Here is a 17411-nt window from a genome sequence, read left to right on the forward strand (position 1 = left end):
CGCCAGGCGGCCCAGGCGGTCGACCGGCTGATCGGCCACTACCGGGGGCGCACCCCGACCGACGCGCCCGTGCTGCGCGACCGCTCCGACGTCGCCGCGTACGCCGCGTACCGGATGCCCGCGACCTTCGAGGCCGTGCGCGCCGCCCTCGACGCCTTCCGCGCCCGTACGCCCGAGTGGGCCCCGGCCACGCACATCGACATCGGCGGCGGTACCGGCGCGGCCAGTTGGGCGGTGGCCGCCGCCTGGCCGCGGGCCGGGCACACCACCACGGTCCTGGACTGGGCCGAGCCCGCGCTGACCCTCGGCCGCGAACTGGCCCGGCAGGCGCCCTCCGAGACACTGCGCACCGCCCGCTGGCAGCGCCGGGCCATCGGCGACGGCCTCGCGCTGCCGGACGGGACCGACCTGGTCACCGTCAGCTATGTGCTGGGCGAGCTGACCGAGGCCGACCGGCACGCCGTCGTGGCCGAGGCGGCGCGCGCAGCGCAGGCCGTAGTACTGGTCGAACCGGGCACCCCCGAGGGCTATCTGCGGATCCGCGAGGCCCGGGACCGGCTGCTGGCCGCCGGGCTGCGGATCGTCGCCCCCTGCCCGCACGGCGCGTCCTGCCCGATCGAGCCCGGCGCCGACTGGTGCCACTTCGCCACCCGGGTCCGCCGCTCCTCCCTCCACCGGCGGGTCAAGGGCGGTTCGCTGCCGTACGAGGACGAGAAGTTCAGCTATGTCGCGGCCGTACGGTTCGACGCGACGCCCGCCGGGGCGCGGGTGGTGCGCCGCCCGCAGATCCGCAAGGGCCAGGTGCTGCTGGACCTGTGTGCGCCCGAGGAGGGGCTGGGGCGCACCACGGTGACCAAGCGTCAGGGGCAGCTGTACCGGGCCGCCCGCGATGTGTCCTGGGGCGATATCTGGCCGCCCGAGGAGGAGCCGCCCCGCTAGGCGCTCCGCTCAGCGCTCCGCTGGATGCCTTGACCTGTCAGCCCTCCGCTGGGAGTGCCCTGACCTGCCGCCGATCGTCCGCGGCGCCGTCGCGGCTGCTCGCACCCACGCGGCGGAGCCGCACATCGATACAGCCCCGCGCCCCTTCGGGGCACGCTCCTCCGGGGTGTCCGGCGGACCACGCGGCGGAGCCGCATATCGATGCCTCAGCGTAGGCTCGCGCTATACCTACATCTGACAGCGTGGCGCTTCGGACGCTCGATGGGCCGCACCTGGCGAGATGCTAGCGGGCCCTGGCATACCAACCTCGCGAGCTGTCGTCCTCGTACACGGCGGTGGCGTCACCCGTGAAGAAGGCGGGTTCTTCACTCGTCTGGCAAGAGGACTGGCTGAGGCAGGCGTTGTCTCACTGCGCTTCGACCTCCGGGGCCGCGTCGTCCAGGTGACGTGTCCTGGTTGATCACGTGATGCCGAGGGTGATCAGTGGACGGATGGCGCCGCGGAGGGAACGAGCGCCTTGCCCGCCTGTGCTCCGACGAGGATGAGCGAGGTTCGGACGCCCCCGCCGTAGCTGCACCTACCCGCGCCATGGGCAGTGACGTCGGCCAAGGAGAGAAGGCATGCCCGTTGTTCCGTTAGCGGTGAGCGGTGTCCGTGCCGGCGACAAGGAGTGCTTCACGCAGGGTGCGTACGGCTGGTGTGGCCTGATGTGGTGCTGCTTCGCGGGCCAGGTCCTGAAAGCGGCGGCGGACCCGGGCGGAGTCCACGCTGCTGCCCACCTCGATAGCCCGGCGGCCGGCGTCGCAAGCGGCGTCGATGTCGCCGACGACGAATAGGGCACGCGCTGCCGCTATGGCGTCGAACGCTTGTGAGCGCGTACGGCCCTCGCCGCGTTCGACCGCGGCGGTGTTGAGCAGCCCGACGGCGGTGACGGCGTGCTGGGGGCGGGCGCTGGTGCGGGCGAGGAACAGCAGAACCTCACCGAGGGTGGAGGAGAGCTCGGCGTGGTCGAGGTAGGCCGCGTAGGCGGGCAGCTCCTCGGAGGTGTCTTCAGCCCAGATTTCCTGGGCGTGGCGCACGTTGCGCAGGGCCTCTCTGCTGTCGCCCTGGAGCGCGGCGAAGCGCCCGGCCAGAGAGTGCAGCCCCGCTCGAAGGACGGGGTGGGTGCCGTGGCGTGTGCCATACAGGGCCAGGGCGATGCAGTCCGCGGCGGTGTCCGGGCGGCCGAGGTAGCCCCAGATCCGGGCGAGGCATTGGAGGAGGTGCGCGGTGAGGGCGCGGTCGCTGCCTTCCCGGGCTGCGTGGACGGCCAGGGTGAGGTGGCGGATGGCGGATGGCCACTGGGCGGCGTCGTGGGACATCCAACCGACACAGCCAGCGAGATCGGCGAGTTCCCGGAAGAGGGCTCGGCCTGCGATTTCGGTGTAGCGGCCTTCCCGGATCTTGTTGGTGGCCCAGGCCAGTTGGCCGGTCGCGGAGTGCAGCGTGCTGCCGCCGCCGTGGAGGTTGTCGAGCTTTCTGAAGACGGTGGTGTAGTCGGCGATACGAGCGGCGTCCGCTGCGCCGAGCCGCCGCCCGTGGGTGGTGTTGTCGGTTCCGGGGAGCGCATGGGGCCGCGCGTACGCCCAAGAGTCCAGGGCGGTCAGCAGATGGTCGGGGGCGTAGGGGGGGACCTCAATGCGGCCCAGCTCGTCGTAGCGCGTGGACGTTTGGGAGGGACAGGGCCGCCGGGTGAGGTTGGCGGCGGTGGCCCGGTCCAGTTCGGTCAGGATTTCGGCCGGGCCCCGGTAGGGAGTGAGGTCGTCCGGTCGGGCCTCGGCCAACCCGAGGTCCGCGGCGGTCAGATGGCGGCCGAGGCGGGCGGAGAAGACGTCTGCCAGGAGGTCGGGTACGGGCTGGCGCGGTTGTTCTCCGCCCAGCCAGCGGCGTACCCGGGATCCGTCGGGGCGGATGTGAGGGTGGCCGGTGGTGCGGGCCCGTTCGGCGACGGCTGCGGCCAGACCCTTTTTGGTGAAGCCGCAGATACGGAACCAGTAGGCGAATGCTGACTCCCCGGATCGCGGGGGACTGTCGGTCACGGGCTCGGTCGGCATGGCAGGGCCTCCACCGCAGGCGCGATCTCACTGTGAACGGTATGTAACCGACAGTAGTGCACCGGCTTGGGTTCGGGGAGCGCTTCCGCGTCACGCCCGGGACTCCGCTCCCCTTCCGCTCCCCCTGCGCGCCGCACTGGGCGCTTCTCAAGTGCCGCCGGCGCGCTCCCTGCCGCCGCCCACTGTGCTGAGCCCAGACTCCCATCCCTGACGCCAGATCAGATCGCAGCGGGAAGGGAGCCATGAGGTGATCAAGGAAGGGTCATACCTGTTCGTGGAGGGTCAGGGGCCGGTGGAGCCGTTTCGGGGGAAGTATGCGGTCAAGGTCCCGGACGTCTTCGACCGCATTCGGAAGGGCTGGGCCGGGGCCGGGCTGGATCCGTCCTCCCCGTATCTGCCGATGCGGATCGAGATCGAACTCACCACCAAGTGCAACGACCACTGCCCGACGTGCGGGATGGGGGCGCTGACGCTGGCCGAGGGCCGCACGCTCACCGATGGGCAGCTCCGCTTTCTGCTCGACCAGTTCGCCTCCATCGGGCTGCCGTCGCTCGCGATCACCGGGGGCGAGCCCTTCACTGCGTGGCGAGCGCTGCTGCTGCTCCTGGAAGGCGCGCGGGACCGCCGAATCGACATCTCCAAGCTGACCACCAACGGCATCTGGGGGACACGCGGGCGGTGCGGGCCGGTCTTCGAACGCCTGGAGAAGGCCGGATTCCTCGAGGCACGTCTGTTCGTCCCGCTGCTGATGCTGTCCATCGGCGAGCAGGCCACCCCGCTGGAGGACATCGCGCGGATCATCCGCCACGCGGTGACCCACTACAGCGACAGGGAACTGAACATCGCCGTCTCCTCGCTCGCCGACCCCGCGACCCGCGAGCACAAGGTCGATGACCTGATGGCGGTCTACGAGAAGGCATACGGCGACTTCCCGCACGACCGGGTCCACTCCACCATGCGGGTCTACCTGAACAACGAACGCCTCGACGAGCAGGCGGAGGTGACCCGGCCCGGCACGACATCCGTCTCGCGGTGGATGGACCGGTGTTTCGACTGCTTCGCGCCCACTGTCGGGGCCTACGTGCTGCCAACCTCCCTGATGAAGCAGGACGGCTGCTGGTACTCCTGCGCCGCCTTCAACGTGCCGGAGAAGCTGGCCTTCGGGAACCTGCTTCGGGAGCGCGCCAGGGACGTCCTCGCCCGCGCGAACGACTCCGCCTATATCGCCCGGGTCCGGGCCGGCCGCGGCCTGAAGGCCCTGCACGAGGTGGTCCCCCCTCCTACACGAAGAACACCACCTGCACCTCGTTCTGCGACTCCTGCGCCCTGCTCATCGACCAGTACGACGCGATCACGGGGGAGAAGACCGGGCATCCGTCCGCTCCAGTCATCCCCACCACCTCCCTGCTCGCCCGGGTTGAGTCGACCTGGGGCGACCGGTGAGTGCGGACACGGAGGCGGTCGTGATCGGGGTCCTGGCGCAGATCTCGGAGCAGCCGCAGGAGGTGTGCGCGCGGAGGGAGACTCTCCTTCAGGACCTCGGGGTGGACAGTCTCGCGCTACTCGAAATGGTGGAAATAGTCCAAGACCGGCTCGCGATCATTGTGCCGGATGAAGTCACGGCGCGTATTCAGTCGGTTGCAGACTTACAGGACGCGGTGGACCGCCTCACGGCCACCGTTCCTGTGTCCGAACCGACCGTAAGGACCTGATCGTGAGCGAACGCGTCATCGCCCCCCGCAACCGCGGCTTCCTCTTCCTCGACTCCCACCCGGCCGGCTGCACACGCCTGGTTGAGGACATGTGGCAGGCCATCCCCGCCCCTGCCACGGCACCGACCGGAGATGGGCCGGTGGCGCTCGTTATCGGGTCCTCGGCCGGGTACGGGCTGGCGGCCACGGTCGCCGGGCTGAAGCGGGCCGGGATCCGCGGCATCGGCATCTGCTTCGAGAAGGCACCCACCGAGCGGCGCAGCGCCACGGCGGGCTGGTACCGCACCGCCGCCACCGCCGACCTTGCCGGAGCCGCCGGGCGGGACATGGTCTTTCTCAACGGTGACGCGTTCGCCGACTCCATGAAGAGCCATACTGGCGACCTGATCAAGGAGCGCTTCGGCGGACGGCTGGACTACCTGATCTATTCCGTCGCCGCGCCCCGCCGCACCGACCCCGATACCGGTATCACGTACGCCTCGGTCCTCAAGCCGATCGGGCAGGCGTACCGCACCAAGACCCTCGTCTTCGGCGACGAGGGAGCACCGGAGGTCCGCGAGGTAGAGACCGCGCCGGCCGAAGGAGACGACATCCAACAGACCGTCGGGGTCATGGGCGGCGCCGACTGGGACCGGTGGATCAGTCACCTCGCCGACCGCGGTCTGCTCGCCGAGGGCTTCACCACCGCGGCCCTGTCCTACATCGGCTCCCCGCTCACGGCCGCGATCTACCGGCAGGGCACCATCGGCGCGGCGAAGGCCCACTTGGAAGCCACCGCTCGCACCCTGAACGAGCGCCTGGGCAAGCTCGTCGGAGGCCGCGCGGTGACCTCCGTCAACGGTGCCGCCGTCACCCAGTCCTCCACCGCCATCCCCGGCATCGCCTTGTACGTCGGACTGCTGCGCGGCGTCCTCGGGGATGCCCTCGTACCGCCGGCCGGTCAGCTCGCCGACCTGTGGGACCAGCTCACCGGTACCGCACCGCTGACCGTCGATGACGAGGGCCGCGTCCGACTGGACACCTGGGAGCTGACCGATGACGTCCAGGCCGCCGTGGCCGAGCGCTGGAAGGAAGCCACCACCGGCAACATCGCCGAGCTTGCCGCCCTCGACTGGTTCCAGGCGGAGGTGCGCCGTCTCTACGGGTTCGACGTGCCCGGCATTGACTACGCCCGGTCGGCAGAAACGGCCGTCTCGTGGCCCACTCACACGCCCTGACCCACACTTGGAGGAACGCCATGCGTCTGCCGACCGATCAAGACCTCATCCGCTGGCAGCAGCAGCTCGAACAGTTCTTGGCCCACTTCGCAGACACCGACCTGCGCCGGGCCACGGCCCGGATCAGTGACCCGGCCGTCCACGAGGCGGCGGCCGTGTACGTCACCCGGCCGAGCAAGCGGCTGCTGGGCATGGCGTTCCTCCACACCGCCCACGCCCTTCACCACCAGGACGACATCCGCGACGACGACCTCACCGCTATCGCGGCCGCGCTGGAAATCCGCCACGGCGCGATCCTCCTCCACGACGACATCGTGGACGGCGACACCATCCGTGGCGGTCGGCCCACCGCGCACCACGCCCTCATCCCCAGCTTCGGCGACGAAGCACGAAGCGCAGCCCTGTTCGCCGGCGATGTCCTCGCCGGACTCGCCCCGCTGCCCATCCTCCGGACCGCCCTGCCGCAACCCCTCCGGGTGCGCCTGGCCGAGCTGTTCCAGCACACCACGGCACTGGTAGCAGCTGGCCAGGCCGAGCAACTCCATCTCGACGCATGCCAGGACCCCGGACGCGTCACAGAGGCGGACATCCTCCGCATCCACGCGGGACAGTTCGCCCCCTACCTGCTGTGCTCCCTGCACCTCGCCGGTGCCCTCGCCGAGCTCGATGACGCCGGCCTCGACCGCATCACCGAGGCCGGCATTCCCCTCTGCCAGGGCTTCCAGGTACAGAATGACGTCGCCGGATTCCGCGAGCTCGCCCGCGTCCAGGAGCTGGGGGAACAGACCAGCTCAGCCCTGACCCTTGCCAACACCAGCGACCTGGCCCGGCGCCGCCGCACGGCCCTCGTCCGGGCCGCCCTGGACCGGCTGCCCAGCGACCAGTGCGCCCGGATGCTGGCATACCTCAACGGGGGCGACGACGACCTCACCGCCATCGTCGACCTCATCGAACAGAGCAAGGCGGCCGACTGCTGCGCCGGGCTCATCCTGGAACTCCACGCCCAGTCACGGGAGCGCATCACAGCCGACACGCACCTGCCCGTCGACGTCCGCACCGCGCTTCACGCCACGTTCCGCTACATGACCGCGCTGTACGACCCGACGTCGCACGAGAGCCGGTTGTACCTGGAGGCACGCCCGGACCTGGAAACCCTTACCAGCCGGTAGGCGGATGATGCCGGTGCCGCGGGCGTGTCGGGGCCCACAGCTACGGTGACCGCGTTCTATCAACCGTGCTGCTGGCTGCTTGCACGGACGGCGCCCCGCTGGCATGGAACCCAGGCGGGGCGCCGTCTTGTTGATGGAAGGCCAATAACGGGCCCTGGTCTTCGCATCCAAGGCGGCGGGTCAGGCCGCCTTGCCCCAGTCAGACCCGTTCGCCGTGGTGGCCTCGGCCCACAGCACCAGCAGTCGCGTGTACTCCTCAGCCCGCCGCTGGCTGGCGGGCTCGTCCATGAGGAGCCGGATACGGTCGTTGATCTCTTCCAGGGCAGGGGAGGTCACACGGCCTTGCGGCCGGAAGGTGGGCATGCGACCCACCGTACGGTGAGGCACCGACACCGGCCGCGGCCCGTGCTGGCCCATTCGGAGGCCAGGGGTGCCGCACGGCTGTCTTCACCGCAGCCTCCAACGCGGCCCGGTTGAGCTCGGCATCCTCGGCGTGCTCGATGATGGCCGCCTGGCTCACGGTGGCGGCGTCGCGCCACCGCGTCCACTGGCGTTCCCACTCATCGCCTGGGAGCCCGTTGCGCGCGGAGTATTCGGTCTCTGTGGCCTGCTGGAGCGTGATGAGTCTGTCGGGAATTTCTTGGATCATAAGCGCGGTGCATCAGGCGCCCGCGTGACTCTTGCCGCCGCCTGGGCTCCGCAAACACGTCGGCCCCCGCAGAAGCGAGGGCCGATCGTCGCGCGCCCGGCGGGGCCGGGAGTACCGTCTGAGTGTCTACGTCAGAACGGAGCACACAGTATGCCCCATCAGACCGACACGCCGGAGGGCGCACAGACGAACGGGCAGCGGCTCAAGCGTCTACGTATGCGCCGTCGCTGGGATCAGCGCAAACTCAGCGAGGTAAGTGGGTACTCTCTTTCAGCCGTGAGGAAATTCGAACAGGGCCAGCGCAGTCTGGACCGCGCCGACGTGATCCTCGCCTTTTCCAAGGCGTTGGACTGCCACCCCACCGAGATCACTGGGCAGCCCTACGCGCCGCCCGACTCCGACCTTGACGGCCAGGCCGCCCTCGCCTCTGTCGGCGCTGTACGCCGGGCTCTGTTGCGTCATGGGCGCCCATCTCGGCCTACTGACCAAGAGGCAGCTGAGGTGGACCTGGGCAAGCTTCGCGAGCGCGTTGCCACAGCGAACGGGCATCGGCAGCGCGCCGCCCTGGCCAAGCTCAGCGACGTGCTCCCTGCCCTCCTACGGGACCTCCAGGTCGCGGTAGAGGTGAGTACCGGGGATGGACAGCGTGAGGCGTATGACCTGCTCGCCTCGGCGTACGAGTGCGCCATGCAGTACTTGCACAAGTTGGGCCGGAGTTCTGACGCTACCCTCGCGACGGAGCGGGTGCTGTGGTCGGCGGAGAAGACCGAGGATCCGCTTCGCATTCTCGCCGCGCGCTGGTATGACGCGGGCGAATTCCTGTCCATCGGGGAGCACGACGAGGCCGGCCGCCTCATCGATGAGGCGCTGACATCGCTCGGCACCATGGGCGCTGACAGCCCTGAGAAAGTGTCACTGGCCGGTGCCTTTCACCTGAAGGCGAGCCTCAACCACGCCAGGGCCACCGACAGCAAAACGGCAGAGCAGCATCTGCAAAAGGCCCAGGAGCAGGCGAAGTTGCTGGGCGAGGATCGCAACGACTTCCAGTTGCAGTTTGGTCCCACCAATGCCGCGATCTGGTCGGTCTCGCTGCCGGTGGAGATGGGCAAAGGCCAAGAAGCGGTACGCCGTGCGGAGCGCGTCACCCGCTCGCTGCCCAAGCAGTACGCCGCCGAACGGCGCAGTCACCACTACATCGACGTGGGCCGGGCGTACTACTACAACGGACAGCATGAGCAAGCCCTGGAAGCGTTCGTCAAGGCAGAGCGTCTGGCGCCGCAGGCAACGCGTATGAATGCAGGCGTGCGCGAGACCACGCACACCATGTTGAATTCGGCCCGTCGAACGGCACTGTTCGAGTTCGGGATGCGGCTCGGCGTGGTGTGACAGCCGAGTGACACACTTTGTGTCACTGCCCCACACAGCGAGACCCTACGGTCAGTCATCACCTGATCACTGATGACGTCCGGGGGCCAACGTGCCATCGAATCTCGAACTCCTACCGTGGACACCGCCGCACATCCAAGGCGTCGAGACTTTACTCGTCGGCAAAGGGTGGGACGCGGTGTCCACGTCGGTCGCCGTTGGAAACCGCGCCCTTGAGCTGGGCGGAGCGTCATGACCGCCACCACCCGGCCCTTCGCTGTCGGGGTGCCGGCCTACTCGCAAGTCCTTCCTCGTACACCGGAGTCGGCAGCACACGCCCGGCGGATGGTGCGGACCGTGCTGGAGACCTGGCACCTGCCCCAGCTCGCCGGCGAGGCGGAGTACGTCGTGTCTGAGCTGGTCTCCAACGCCGTCGACCACGCTCGTGGCCGATGCCTGCGCGTCACCGTGACCCGCATCAGCGAATGCCGCGTGCGCCTCGCGGTCATCGACAAGAGCCACGACAAGCCAGAGCTGAAGACCGCCCTGCCCACCGAGGAGCACGGGCGCGGCCTCGCCGTGATCGACGCTTTAGCGCAGGGATGGGGCGTCGACACGCTGCAATGGGGAAAGCGGGTATGGGCAATCCTGGGGGACGGCGCGGGGGAGGACGAGCGGTGACTGGCCCGACCGTGCCCCCGCAACGGGCCTCCAGCCCTCTGGACACTCCCCGTTGGGCCGCCCCGGAAACGGCCGGCCATAGCGTTGGTGTGCTCGAGAAGACCGCCGCCATACTCGACGTCATCGAACGGGGCCCAGCCTCCTCGGCCGAGATCGCCGAAGCTACCGGAATCTCCCGCGGTACTGTGTTCCGGCTGGTCCGAGTCATGGCCCGTCTGGGGCTGGTTGCCCAGGACGGAGGCCGGGTCACCCTCGGACCGCGCATCGCCCAGCTGGCGGCTGCGGGTGACGGCGTTCCCGTGGCGAACGCATGGGCCGAGAAGCTCGTCGCCTTGCGTGATGCGACTGGCGCATTCGCCGTCCGCCTCCACCAGCTCCACAGTCCCGCCACACGGGTTTGCATCGCCGAGGTCCTGGACCTTCACGCACCGCAGCGCTCGCAACTCGGCATGCTCGAACCGCTGAGGGCCGATCCCGTAACACTGACGTTCCTCACCTGGCAGTCGAACCAGCCCGGTGTGCGAGTACCCGCTGCCGTCCCTTACAGGGACGACACGCTGACCCGGACTCGGCGCCGGGGCTGGGCGCAGGGCTTCAGCGGCCCCGATCACTGTGTCGCCACCGTCGCTGCTCCTGTCCTGGACCGGCGTAAGCGAGTTGTGGCCGTCCTGGAGATCTCAGGCCCGGTCGCGGCCCTCACCCCTGCCCCGGGGCGGACGCATGGCAGGTCGCTGATCGCCGTTGCCTCGGACAGCGACGTGATCAGTGAATGCCTCTACCGCAAAGGCGCAGCAGTGCCCGGTGCGCCGGCACACAAGGTGAGCAGCCTGCACCTGCTGACCACCACGCGGAGGACCGGATGAGAACAGCGTTCCACGGCACGATCCGGCCCCCGCGTGAGGGGGAAGCGCCCGCTGCCGCCGCGTTGGTCATGGGGGCCTACCTTCGGGCCCTACGGCTCTCGCGCGGCGTGAACGGCAGTGATGCCGCGTGGGCGATCGGCAGCTCAGCCGCCACATTGTCGCGGCTGGAGACCGGCCGCCTGCACCGGATTGCGGATGCCATCGCGCGTACGCGGCGGTAACCGGTGCTGCGGGCCCCTGCCGTCGCCGTGACCGGGCGGGCTGGCCGGAGAGTCCTGCGGGTCCTGGAGGTTCGTCACAGCGGTCTTCCTCATGGCGGTGGAGCAGCGCGGCCGTCCGGGGGTACACGGCAGTGGCATAGGCTAACCAAGCGAACGGATCAGGCCAACTGGCATGACGCCAACGGCTGATGAGGACAGGTCAGCCAGGATCTGGGCCCGCGCCGTCAGCCCAGGGCGCGGGCCAGCGCCGTGGCCGCCGCCGCGCGGGGGGCGCTGTCGCCGGGGCGGCGGCGCGGATGCACGGTGGTGGCGAGGAGCACCAGATAGGCCCCACGGGCACGGTCCACCACCAGGCTGGTACCGGTGAACCCGGTGTGCCCCGCCGCGCCCCGGCCCGCCAACTCCCCCATGAACCACGGCTGGTCGACCTCGAAGCCCAGCCCCGGCGCGGTCAGCATCAGCTCGGTGGACTCCGCCGACAGCACGGGCCCGCCCCCGGCCAGCAGCGCCCGGCACAGCACGGCCAGGTCCCCGGCCGTCGAGAAGAGTCCGGCGTGCCCCGCGACCCCGCCCAGCGCCCAGGCGTTCTCGTCGTGCACCACGCCCCGCAGCATCCCCCGGTCCAGCTTGCCCCACGGCCGCCGCTGGTCCTCGGTGGCCGCGATCCGGGGCAGCCAGGAGGCGGGCGGGTTGAAGCGGGTGCCGGCCATGCCCAGCGGGCCGGTGACCGTCTCCTGGACGAGCCGGTCCAGCGGCTGTCCCGCCGAACGCTCCACCACGCGCTGGAGCAGCAGGAAGTTGAGGTCGGAGTAGCGGCGGGCGGTGCCGGGCGGGGTGGCCGGCGGCTCGGCCGCGAGTCGGGCCAGCGCCCGCTCCCGCCCGTCCTCCTCGTACAGCGGCAGTTCGGGGATCAGCCCGGAGGTGTGGGTGAGCAACTGCCGCACGGTGATGCCGTGCTCGGCGGCGGCCGTGCACTCCGGGGCGTACGCGGCCACCCGCCCGTCCAGCGAGATCGGCCCGCGCTCGACGGCCCGCAGCGCCACGATCGTGGTGAACAGCTTGGTGAGCGAGGCGAGGTCGAAGACGGTGTCGCGGCGCACCGGCACCCAGCGCTCGCGCGGCAGCTCCACGCCCCGGTCGGCGCTCTCGTCGTACGCCGCGTGGCGCACCGCCCAGCCGAAGCACTCCTCGGCCAGCGGGCCGGAGCCGGTCCCGGCGGCCAGCGCCACCCCGGAACACCAAGGGCGCTCCCCCTCGGGAAGCGCCCTGACGGTCTCCAGCAGCCGGGTCAGACCACGGCCACGCTGTGCTTCGTTCGTCGCTGCCACGGACGGCAGAGTCCCATGAAGCAGGCCATGGCCGCGAGCGCGCAGCCCAGCTGGACGACGGCCATCGGCACCGCCGTGGTCTCGCCCGCGATCCCCACCAGCGGCGAGGCGACCGCGCCCAGCAGGAAGGTGGAGGTGCCCAGCAGCGCGGAGGCTGAACCGGCGGCGTGCGGGGTGCGCATCAGCGCCGAGGCATTGGTGTTCGGCATGGCCAGACCCATCGACGACATCAGCACGAACAGGCAGGCCGCGACCGGCCCCAGACCGGCCTTGCCGAAGACCCCGGCGGAAAGGATCAGCAGCGCGGTCGCCGCGAGGGCGATCAGCGTCAGCGCCACGGCCAGCACCTTGTCCATGTTGACGCGGCCGACGAGCACCCGGCCGTTGATCTGGCCCATGCCGATGAGGCCGATCGAGTTGAGCCCGAAGAGGAGGCTGAAGGTCTGCGGCGAGGCGCCGTAGATCTCCTGGACGACGAAGGACGAACCGGAGACATAGGCGAAGAGGGCGGCGAAGGCGAAGCCGCCCGCGAGCATGTATCCGGCGAAGACGCGGTCGGCGAGCAGCCCGCGCATCGTACGGAGCGTCTGGCCGAGCCCGCCGTCGTGGCGGCGCTCCGCGGGCAGGGTCTCGCCCAGGAAGCGCCAGACGACGAGGGTGAGCAGGGCGCCGATCACGGTGAGGACGACGAAGACGCCGCGCCAGTCGGTGAAGCGCAGGATCTGCCCGCCGATGACGGGCGCGGCGATGGGCGCGACGCCGGAGATCAGCATGAGGGTGGAGAAGAAGCGGGCCATCGCGATGCCGTCGTACAGGTCGCGGACGACGGCGCGGGCGATCACGATCCCGGCCGACCCCGCGAGCCCCTGGAGCAGCCGGAACCCGATCAGCAGCCCGGCGGTGGGCGCGAAGGCGCAGATGGCAGTGGCGATGACGTAGATCACCATGCCGATGAGGAGGGGACGGCGGCGGCCCCACTTGTCGCTCATCGGGCCGACGACGAGCTGGCCGAGCGCCATGCCCATCAGGCAGGCGGTGAGGGTGAGCTGGGCGGTGGCGGCGGAGCTGTGGAGCGCGTCGGTGACCTCCGGCAGGGCCGGGAGGTACATGTCCATCGAGAGGGCGGGGAGAGCGGTGAGCCCGCCGAGGACGAAGGTGACGAGGAGGCTCGTACGGCGCTGCGCGGTCAGCGGAGCGGTGACCTGGGGCGCGGCGGCGGAGAAGGGGGGAGAAGAGGGTTCGGGTCTGGGAGCCCGGGAGGGAGCGGCGGCCGTTTGGCCGGGCTGCTGCATGCTGACCTTCCATGAGTCGTTGAATCGTTGTCTATGCTCTCAGCCGAATTGGAGTGCTCACGACCGAATAAGCCAGAGGTGAGGATGTCCGGACCGAAGGCCGAGCCCGTGCGGTGGGGGATCCTGGCGACCGGTGGGATCGCCGCCTCGTTCGCCACGGATCTGCTGGAGATGGCGGACGCGCAGGTCATGGCGGTGGGATCGCGCAGCCCGGAGTCGGCGAAGCGGTTCGCGGAGCGGTTCGGGATACCCCGCGCCCACGGCGGCTGGGAGGAGCTGGCCGCCGATGACGACATCGATGTGATCTATGTCGCCACCCCGCACTCGGCCCATCGGGCGGCGGCCGGGCTGTGCCTGGAGGCGGGGCGTGCGGTGCTGTGCGAGAAGCCGTTCACGCTCAATGTCCGCGAGGCCCAGGAGCTGGTGGACCTCGCCCGGGCCCAGGGCCGCTTCCTGATGGAGGCGATGTGGACGTACTGCGATCCGGTCGTCCGCCGGATGACCGAGCTGATCCACGACGGCGCGATCGGCGAGGTCCGGGCGGTCCACGCGGACTTCGGGCTGCCCGGCCCGTATCCCCCGGACCACCGGCTGCGCGATCCGGCGCTGGGCGGCGGCGCCCTGCTGGACCTCGGCGTCTATCCGGTGTCCTTCGCCCAGCTGCTGCTCGGCGAGCCGGACGAGGTACGGGCGGTGGGGCAGCTCTCCCCCGAGGGCGTGGATGTGAACACGGGCCTGGCGCTGGGCTGGGACAGCGGGGCGGTGGCGCTGCTGTCCTGCTCGATCACCGCCGATACGCCGATGACGGCGGCGGTGACGGGCACGGCGGGGCGGATCGAGTTCCCGCGCGGCTTCTTCCACCCGGAGCGGTTCGTACTGCACCGGCCCGGCCGGGATCCGGAGGAGATCACGGCGGTGGACGGGCTGCGCTCCTACCAGCGGGAAGCGGCGGAGGTGATGCGCGCGCTGCGCGCGGGCGAGACGGAGTCCCCGCTGGTGCCGCTGGACGGCACGCTGGCGGTGATGCGGACCCTGGACGCGGCGCGGGAGCGGCTGGGGGTGCGGTATCCGGGAGCGGACGCGGACACAAACGAGGACGAGGCGTGAGCGGGGCGGGCCCGGCGCATGGGGTGCGGGGCGGCCCGGCGCATGGGGTGCGCGCCGGGCCCGCCCGCCCGTCAGACCTGCTTCAGGCCGGGGTTCCCGGCCTCGCTGACGAACGACGCCGCCGTGGTGAGCGGCGCGCCCTGGGTCGTGACCGCGGAGACCGTCTTGTAGTCGGCCCGTGCCCGCTCCTCGTCCAGCGAGACCGTCACATAGCCGCGCCGGCCGTTGTAGAACTTCATATGCGGGTTGGCGGCCATGTACGTGGCCCAGTTGTCGGGCTTGTCGGCGCCGTCCTTGCCGCTGCTGACGGAGGTGCCGACGAACTCCACGCCCAGGGTCCGGGAGCCCGGGTCGTCGAAGTCCTTCTTGATGTCGAAGGCGTAGTGCACATGGACATCGCCGGTCAGGACGACGAAGTTGTCCAGGCCCGCCTTCTCGACACCGGCCAGGATCCGCTCCCGGGAGGCGGGGTAGCCGTCCCAGGAGTCCATGGAGAGCTTGGAGCGCGCGGCCGTGGTGTTCTTCCGCTGGGAGAAGGTGACCTGCTGCGGCAGCACGTTCCAGGTGGCGGTGGAGCGCTGGAAGCCGTCGAGCAGCCAGCGCTCCTGGGCGGTGCCGGTGAGGGTGCGCGAGGGGTCCTCGGACTCCGGTCCTGGGTACTGCCAGCCGTCGCCGTACGCCTGGTTGGAGCGGTACTGGCGGGTGTCGAGGATGTCGAACTGGGCCAGCTCGCCGTAGTGGAAGCGGCGGTAGAGCCGCATGTCGGCGCCGCTCGGCCGCTGCGGCATCCGCAGCGGCATGTTCTCCCAGTACGCCCGGTAGGCGGCCGCCCGGCGGATCAGGAACTCGTCCGACGGGCCGCCGTTCTCGTCGATGTCGCCCGCGTAGTTGTTCTCGGTCTCGTGGTCGTCCCAGGTGACGTACCAGGGGAAGGCGGCGTGGGCGGCCTGGAGGTCCTCGTCGGACTTGTAGAGCGCGTAGCGCAGCCGGTAGTCCCCGAGCGTCATGGTCTCGGTGTTGAACACCGCGGGGAGGGTGCGGTCGGTGTAGTTGCGGGCGCCGCCCGCGGCACCCACCGCGTACTCGTACTGGTAGTCGCCCACGTGGAAGACGGCGTCCAGATCCTCGTCCGCCAGGTGGCGGTAGGCGGTGAAGTAGCCGTCGTGGTACGCCTGGCAGGACACCAGGCCGAAGCGGACCTCCTGGACCTTGGCGCCCAGGGAGGGGGTGGTGCGGGTGCGGCCCACCGGGCTGGTCCAGTTCCCGGCCTTGAAGCGGTACCAGTAGACGCGGCCCGGCTCGAGCCCCTTGGCGTCCACGTGCACCGTGTAGTTGAACTCGGCGTGCGCGGTGGTGGTCCCCCGGCGGGCGACGCGGCGGAACTTCTCGTCGCGGGCGATCTCCCACTCGACCTTGACGGTGCCCTCTTCGGGCAGCCCGTTGCCCGGCTCGTACGGGCGGGGCGCCAGCCTGGTCCACAGCACGACGGCGTCGGGCAGCGGGTCGCCGGAGGCCACGCCGAGCGTGAACGGGTTGTCGGCGAGCGCGTGCGGCGACACCTGCGCGGCGTGGGCGCTGGGCAGGTTGGTGGTGAAGGCGAGCGCGGCGGCAGCCCCCGTCACGGTGAGGAAGCGGCGGCGTCCCAACGTTGCGGCCGCGGCTCGTATGGCGCGCTGGTGCGAGTCGTGTGCCATGTGCTCTCCCCTGGCTCGTGGCGTCAGAGGAATTGGAGTGCCGGAGGACGGCCGGGCGTTTGCGTGCACACGACATCGATATGACCGCTCGGTGAGGTCCGTTGCCGGAAGGGACCTTTACGGCGAATCGGCGTACCCGCACGGTGAACTGACGTGGCGTACGCTGCGTCGCCATGAGCGACGGTCGTGTGTCGGTGGTGTCGAAAGTGGCGGTGGTGACGGGCGCGGGCTCCGGGGTCGGCCGGGCCGTGGCGCTCGAACTCCTCGAGGCGGGCTGGTCGGTGGCGCTGGCGGGGCGCCGCGAGGAGGCCCTGGCCGAGACGGCGCGGCTGGCCGGTGGCGGTCCCCCGGCCCCGGTGGTGCCGACGGACGTGGCCGACCCGGAGCGGGTGGACGCGCTCTTCGCGGCGGTGCGGGAGCGGTTCGGACGGCTGGATCTGCTGTTCAACAACGCGGGCAGCTTCGGCCCGCGCGGCGTGCCGCTGGAGGAGCTGGCCTACGAGGACTGGCGGTCGGTCGTGGACACCAACCTCACGGGGGCGTTCCTGTGCGCACAGGCGGCCTTCCGGCTGATGCGGGATCAGCATCCCCGAGGCGGACGGATCATCAACAATGGCTCGCTCTCGGCACATGTGCCCAGGCCGGACAGCGTGGCGTACACGGCCACCAAGCACGCCATCACGGGGCTCACCAAGTCGCTGTCGCTGGACGGGCGCCGGTACGGCATCGCCTGCGGGCAGATCGACATCGGCAACGCGGCGACCGAGATGACCGAGCGGATGTCCGCCGGTGTGCCGCAGGCGAGCGGGGAGGTGGTGGCCGAGCCCGTGATGGACGTCGCGGACGTGGCACGCACGGTGCGGCATATGGCGTCGCTGCCCCTTGAGGCGAATGTGCAGTTCGCGACGGTCATGGCGACGGCGATGCCGTACATCGGCCGCGGCTGACGGATGAGGGAACGTCACCCATCGTAGATAACCCTCCGATTGTGGAGATAGTGTGAGGATGCGGGCAATTCACCCCATCGGCACAGCGGTTCCCGGACACCCCCTCGCCACCCCCCGGGCTGTTCGAGGACCGC

At 70.4% G+C, this 17411-nt stretch carries 16 protein-coding genes; 10 read left to right on the top strand and 6 right to left on the bottom strand.

Annotation, left to right across the window (positions count from 1 at the left end):
• A partial coding sequence (locus GWI24_RS23085; protein WP_210947824.1) for a small ribosomal subunit Rsm22 family protein occupies positions 1 to 939 on the top strand: 939 nt, incomplete at its 5' end.
• A gap of 635 nt (positions 940 to 1574) precedes the next feature.
• Here the strand turns inward: GWI24_RS23085 and GWI24_RS23090 are convergent.
• Together GWI24_RS23090 and GWI24_RS46910 are read right to left on the bottom strand one after the other, a co-directional pair.
• On the bottom strand, positions 1575 to 3032 hold the full coding sequence (locus GWI24_RS23090; protein WP_210947825.1) for a transcriptional regulator: 1458 nt from the start codon (positions 3030 to 3032) through the stop codon (positions 1575 to 1577).
• A 262-nt stretch (positions 3033 to 3294) separates the two neighbouring features.
• On the bottom strand, positions 3295 to 3969 hold the full coding sequence (locus GWI24_RS46910) for a hypothetical protein (RefSeq protein WP_210947826.1): 675 nt from the start codon (positions 3967 to 3969) through the stop codon (positions 3295 to 3297).
• Between the two features lie 568 nt (positions 3970 to 4537).
• On the opposite strand from GWI24_RS46910, the gene GWI24_RS46915 reads away from it, so the two are divergent.
• From GWI24_RS46915 to GWI24_RS23110, 3 genes are read left to right on the top strand one after another with little or no spacing between them, the layout of a single operon-like run.
• Positions 4538 to 4744: an acyl carrier protein gene (locus tag GWI24_RS46915; RefSeq protein ID WP_374103331.1), complete on the top strand. Its 207-nt coding sequence runs from the start codon at positions 4538 to 4540 to the stop codon at positions 4742 to 4744.
• A 2-nt stretch (positions 4745 to 4746) separates the two neighbouring features.
• A complete protein-coding gene (gene fabV / locus GWI24_RS23105; protein ID WP_210947828.1) occupies positions 4747 to 5961 on the top strand; it encodes an enoyl-[acyl-carrier-protein] reductase FabV in 1215 nt (404 codons plus the stop codon).
• A 20-nt stretch (positions 5962 to 5981) separates the two neighbouring features.
• Positions 5982 to 7130, top strand: a complete 1149-nt coding sequence (locus tag GWI24_RS23110) for a polyprenyl synthetase family protein (RefSeq protein ID WP_210947829.1) — start codon at positions 5982 to 5984, stop codon at positions 7128 to 7130.
• Between the two features lie 180 nt (positions 7131 to 7310).
• Here the strand turns inward: GWI24_RS23110 and GWI24_RS23115 are convergent, their stop codons facing one another.
• Complete coding sequence (locus GWI24_RS23115; RefSeq protein ID WP_210947830.1) at positions 7311 to 7493, bottom strand: hypothetical protein; 183 nt, start codon at positions 7491 to 7493, stop codon at positions 7311 to 7313.
• Positions 7494 to 7929: 436 nt separating this feature from the next.
• On the opposite strand from GWI24_RS23115, the gene GWI24_RS23120 reads away from it, so the two are divergent.
• From GWI24_RS23120 to GWI24_RS46920, 4 genes are all read left to right on the top strand, one after another.
• Positions 7930 to 9165: a helix-turn-helix domain-containing protein gene (locus tag GWI24_RS23120; protein ID WP_210947831.1), complete on the top strand. Its 1236-nt coding sequence runs from the start codon at positions 7930 to 7932 to the stop codon at positions 9163 to 9165.
• A 231-nt stretch (positions 9166 to 9396) separates the two neighbouring features.
• Positions 9397 to 9825 carry an ATP-binding protein gene (locus tag GWI24_RS23125; protein WP_210947832.1) on the top strand — a complete coding sequence of 143 codons (429 nt, stop codon included), beginning with the start codon at positions 9397 to 9399 and terminating at the stop codon, positions 9823 to 9825.
• A gap of 89 nt (positions 9826 to 9914) precedes the next feature.
• Positions 9915 to 10688 carry a helix-turn-helix domain-containing protein gene (locus GWI24_RS23130; protein ID WP_210947833.1) on the top strand — a complete coding sequence of 258 codons (774 nt, stop codon included), beginning with the start codon at positions 9915 to 9917 and terminating at the stop codon, positions 10686 to 10688.
• Between the two features lie 68 nt (positions 10689 to 10756).
• Entirely contained in the window at positions 10757 to 10909 is a 153-nt protein-coding gene (locus GWI24_RS46920; RefSeq protein WP_374103332.1) for a helix-turn-helix domain-containing protein, read from the top strand.
• A gap of 224 nt (positions 10910 to 11133) precedes the next feature.
• On the opposite strand, the gene GWI24_RS23140 is transcribed toward GWI24_RS46920, so the two are convergent.
• Both GWI24_RS23140 and GWI24_RS23145 read right to left on the bottom strand, forming a co-directional pair.
• Positions 11134 to 12189, bottom strand: a complete 1056-nt coding sequence (locus GWI24_RS23140) for a serine hydrolase domain-containing protein (RefSeq protein ID WP_247616768.1) — start codon at positions 12187 to 12189, stop codon at positions 11134 to 11136.
• Positions 12190 to 12197: 8 nt separating this feature from the next.
• Positions 12198 to 13529 (bottom strand): multidrug effflux MFS transporter, encoded by a 1332-nt coding sequence (locus tag GWI24_RS23145; RefSeq protein ID WP_210947835.1) that lies wholly within the window; start codon positions 13527 to 13529, stop codon positions 12198 to 12200.
• A gap of 84 nt (positions 13530 to 13613) precedes the next feature.
• On the opposite strand from GWI24_RS23145, the gene GWI24_RS23150 reads away from it, so the two are divergent.
• A complete protein-coding gene (locus tag GWI24_RS23150) occupies positions 13614 to 14636 on the top strand; it encodes a Gfo/Idh/MocA family protein (RefSeq protein WP_210947836.1) in 1023 nt (340 codons plus the stop codon).
• A gap of 71 nt (positions 14637 to 14707) precedes the next feature.
• On the opposite strand, the gene GWI24_RS23155 is transcribed toward GWI24_RS23150, so the two are convergent.
• The gene (locus GWI24_RS23155; RefSeq protein ID WP_210947837.1) at positions 14708 to 16330 is read right to left on the bottom strand and encodes an alkaline phosphatase; all 1623 of its coding nucleotides are present in this window, start codon (positions 16328 to 16330) and stop codon (positions 14708 to 14710) included.
• A gap of 173 nt (positions 16331 to 16503) precedes the next feature.
• On the opposite strand from GWI24_RS23155, the gene GWI24_RS23160 reads away from it, so the two are divergent.
• Positions 16504 to 17277 (top strand): SDR family oxidoreductase, encoded by a 774-nt coding sequence (locus GWI24_RS23160; protein WP_210947838.1) that lies wholly within the window; start codon positions 16504 to 16506, stop codon positions 17275 to 17277.
• Positions 17278 to 17411 lie beyond the last annotated feature (134 nt).

Origin of the sequence: Streptomyces sp. MK37H (assembly GCF_018035285.1) — a bacterium.
Lineage (GTDB): Bacteria > Actinomycetota > Actinomycetes > Streptomycetales > Streptomycetaceae > Streptomyces > Streptomyces endocoffeicus.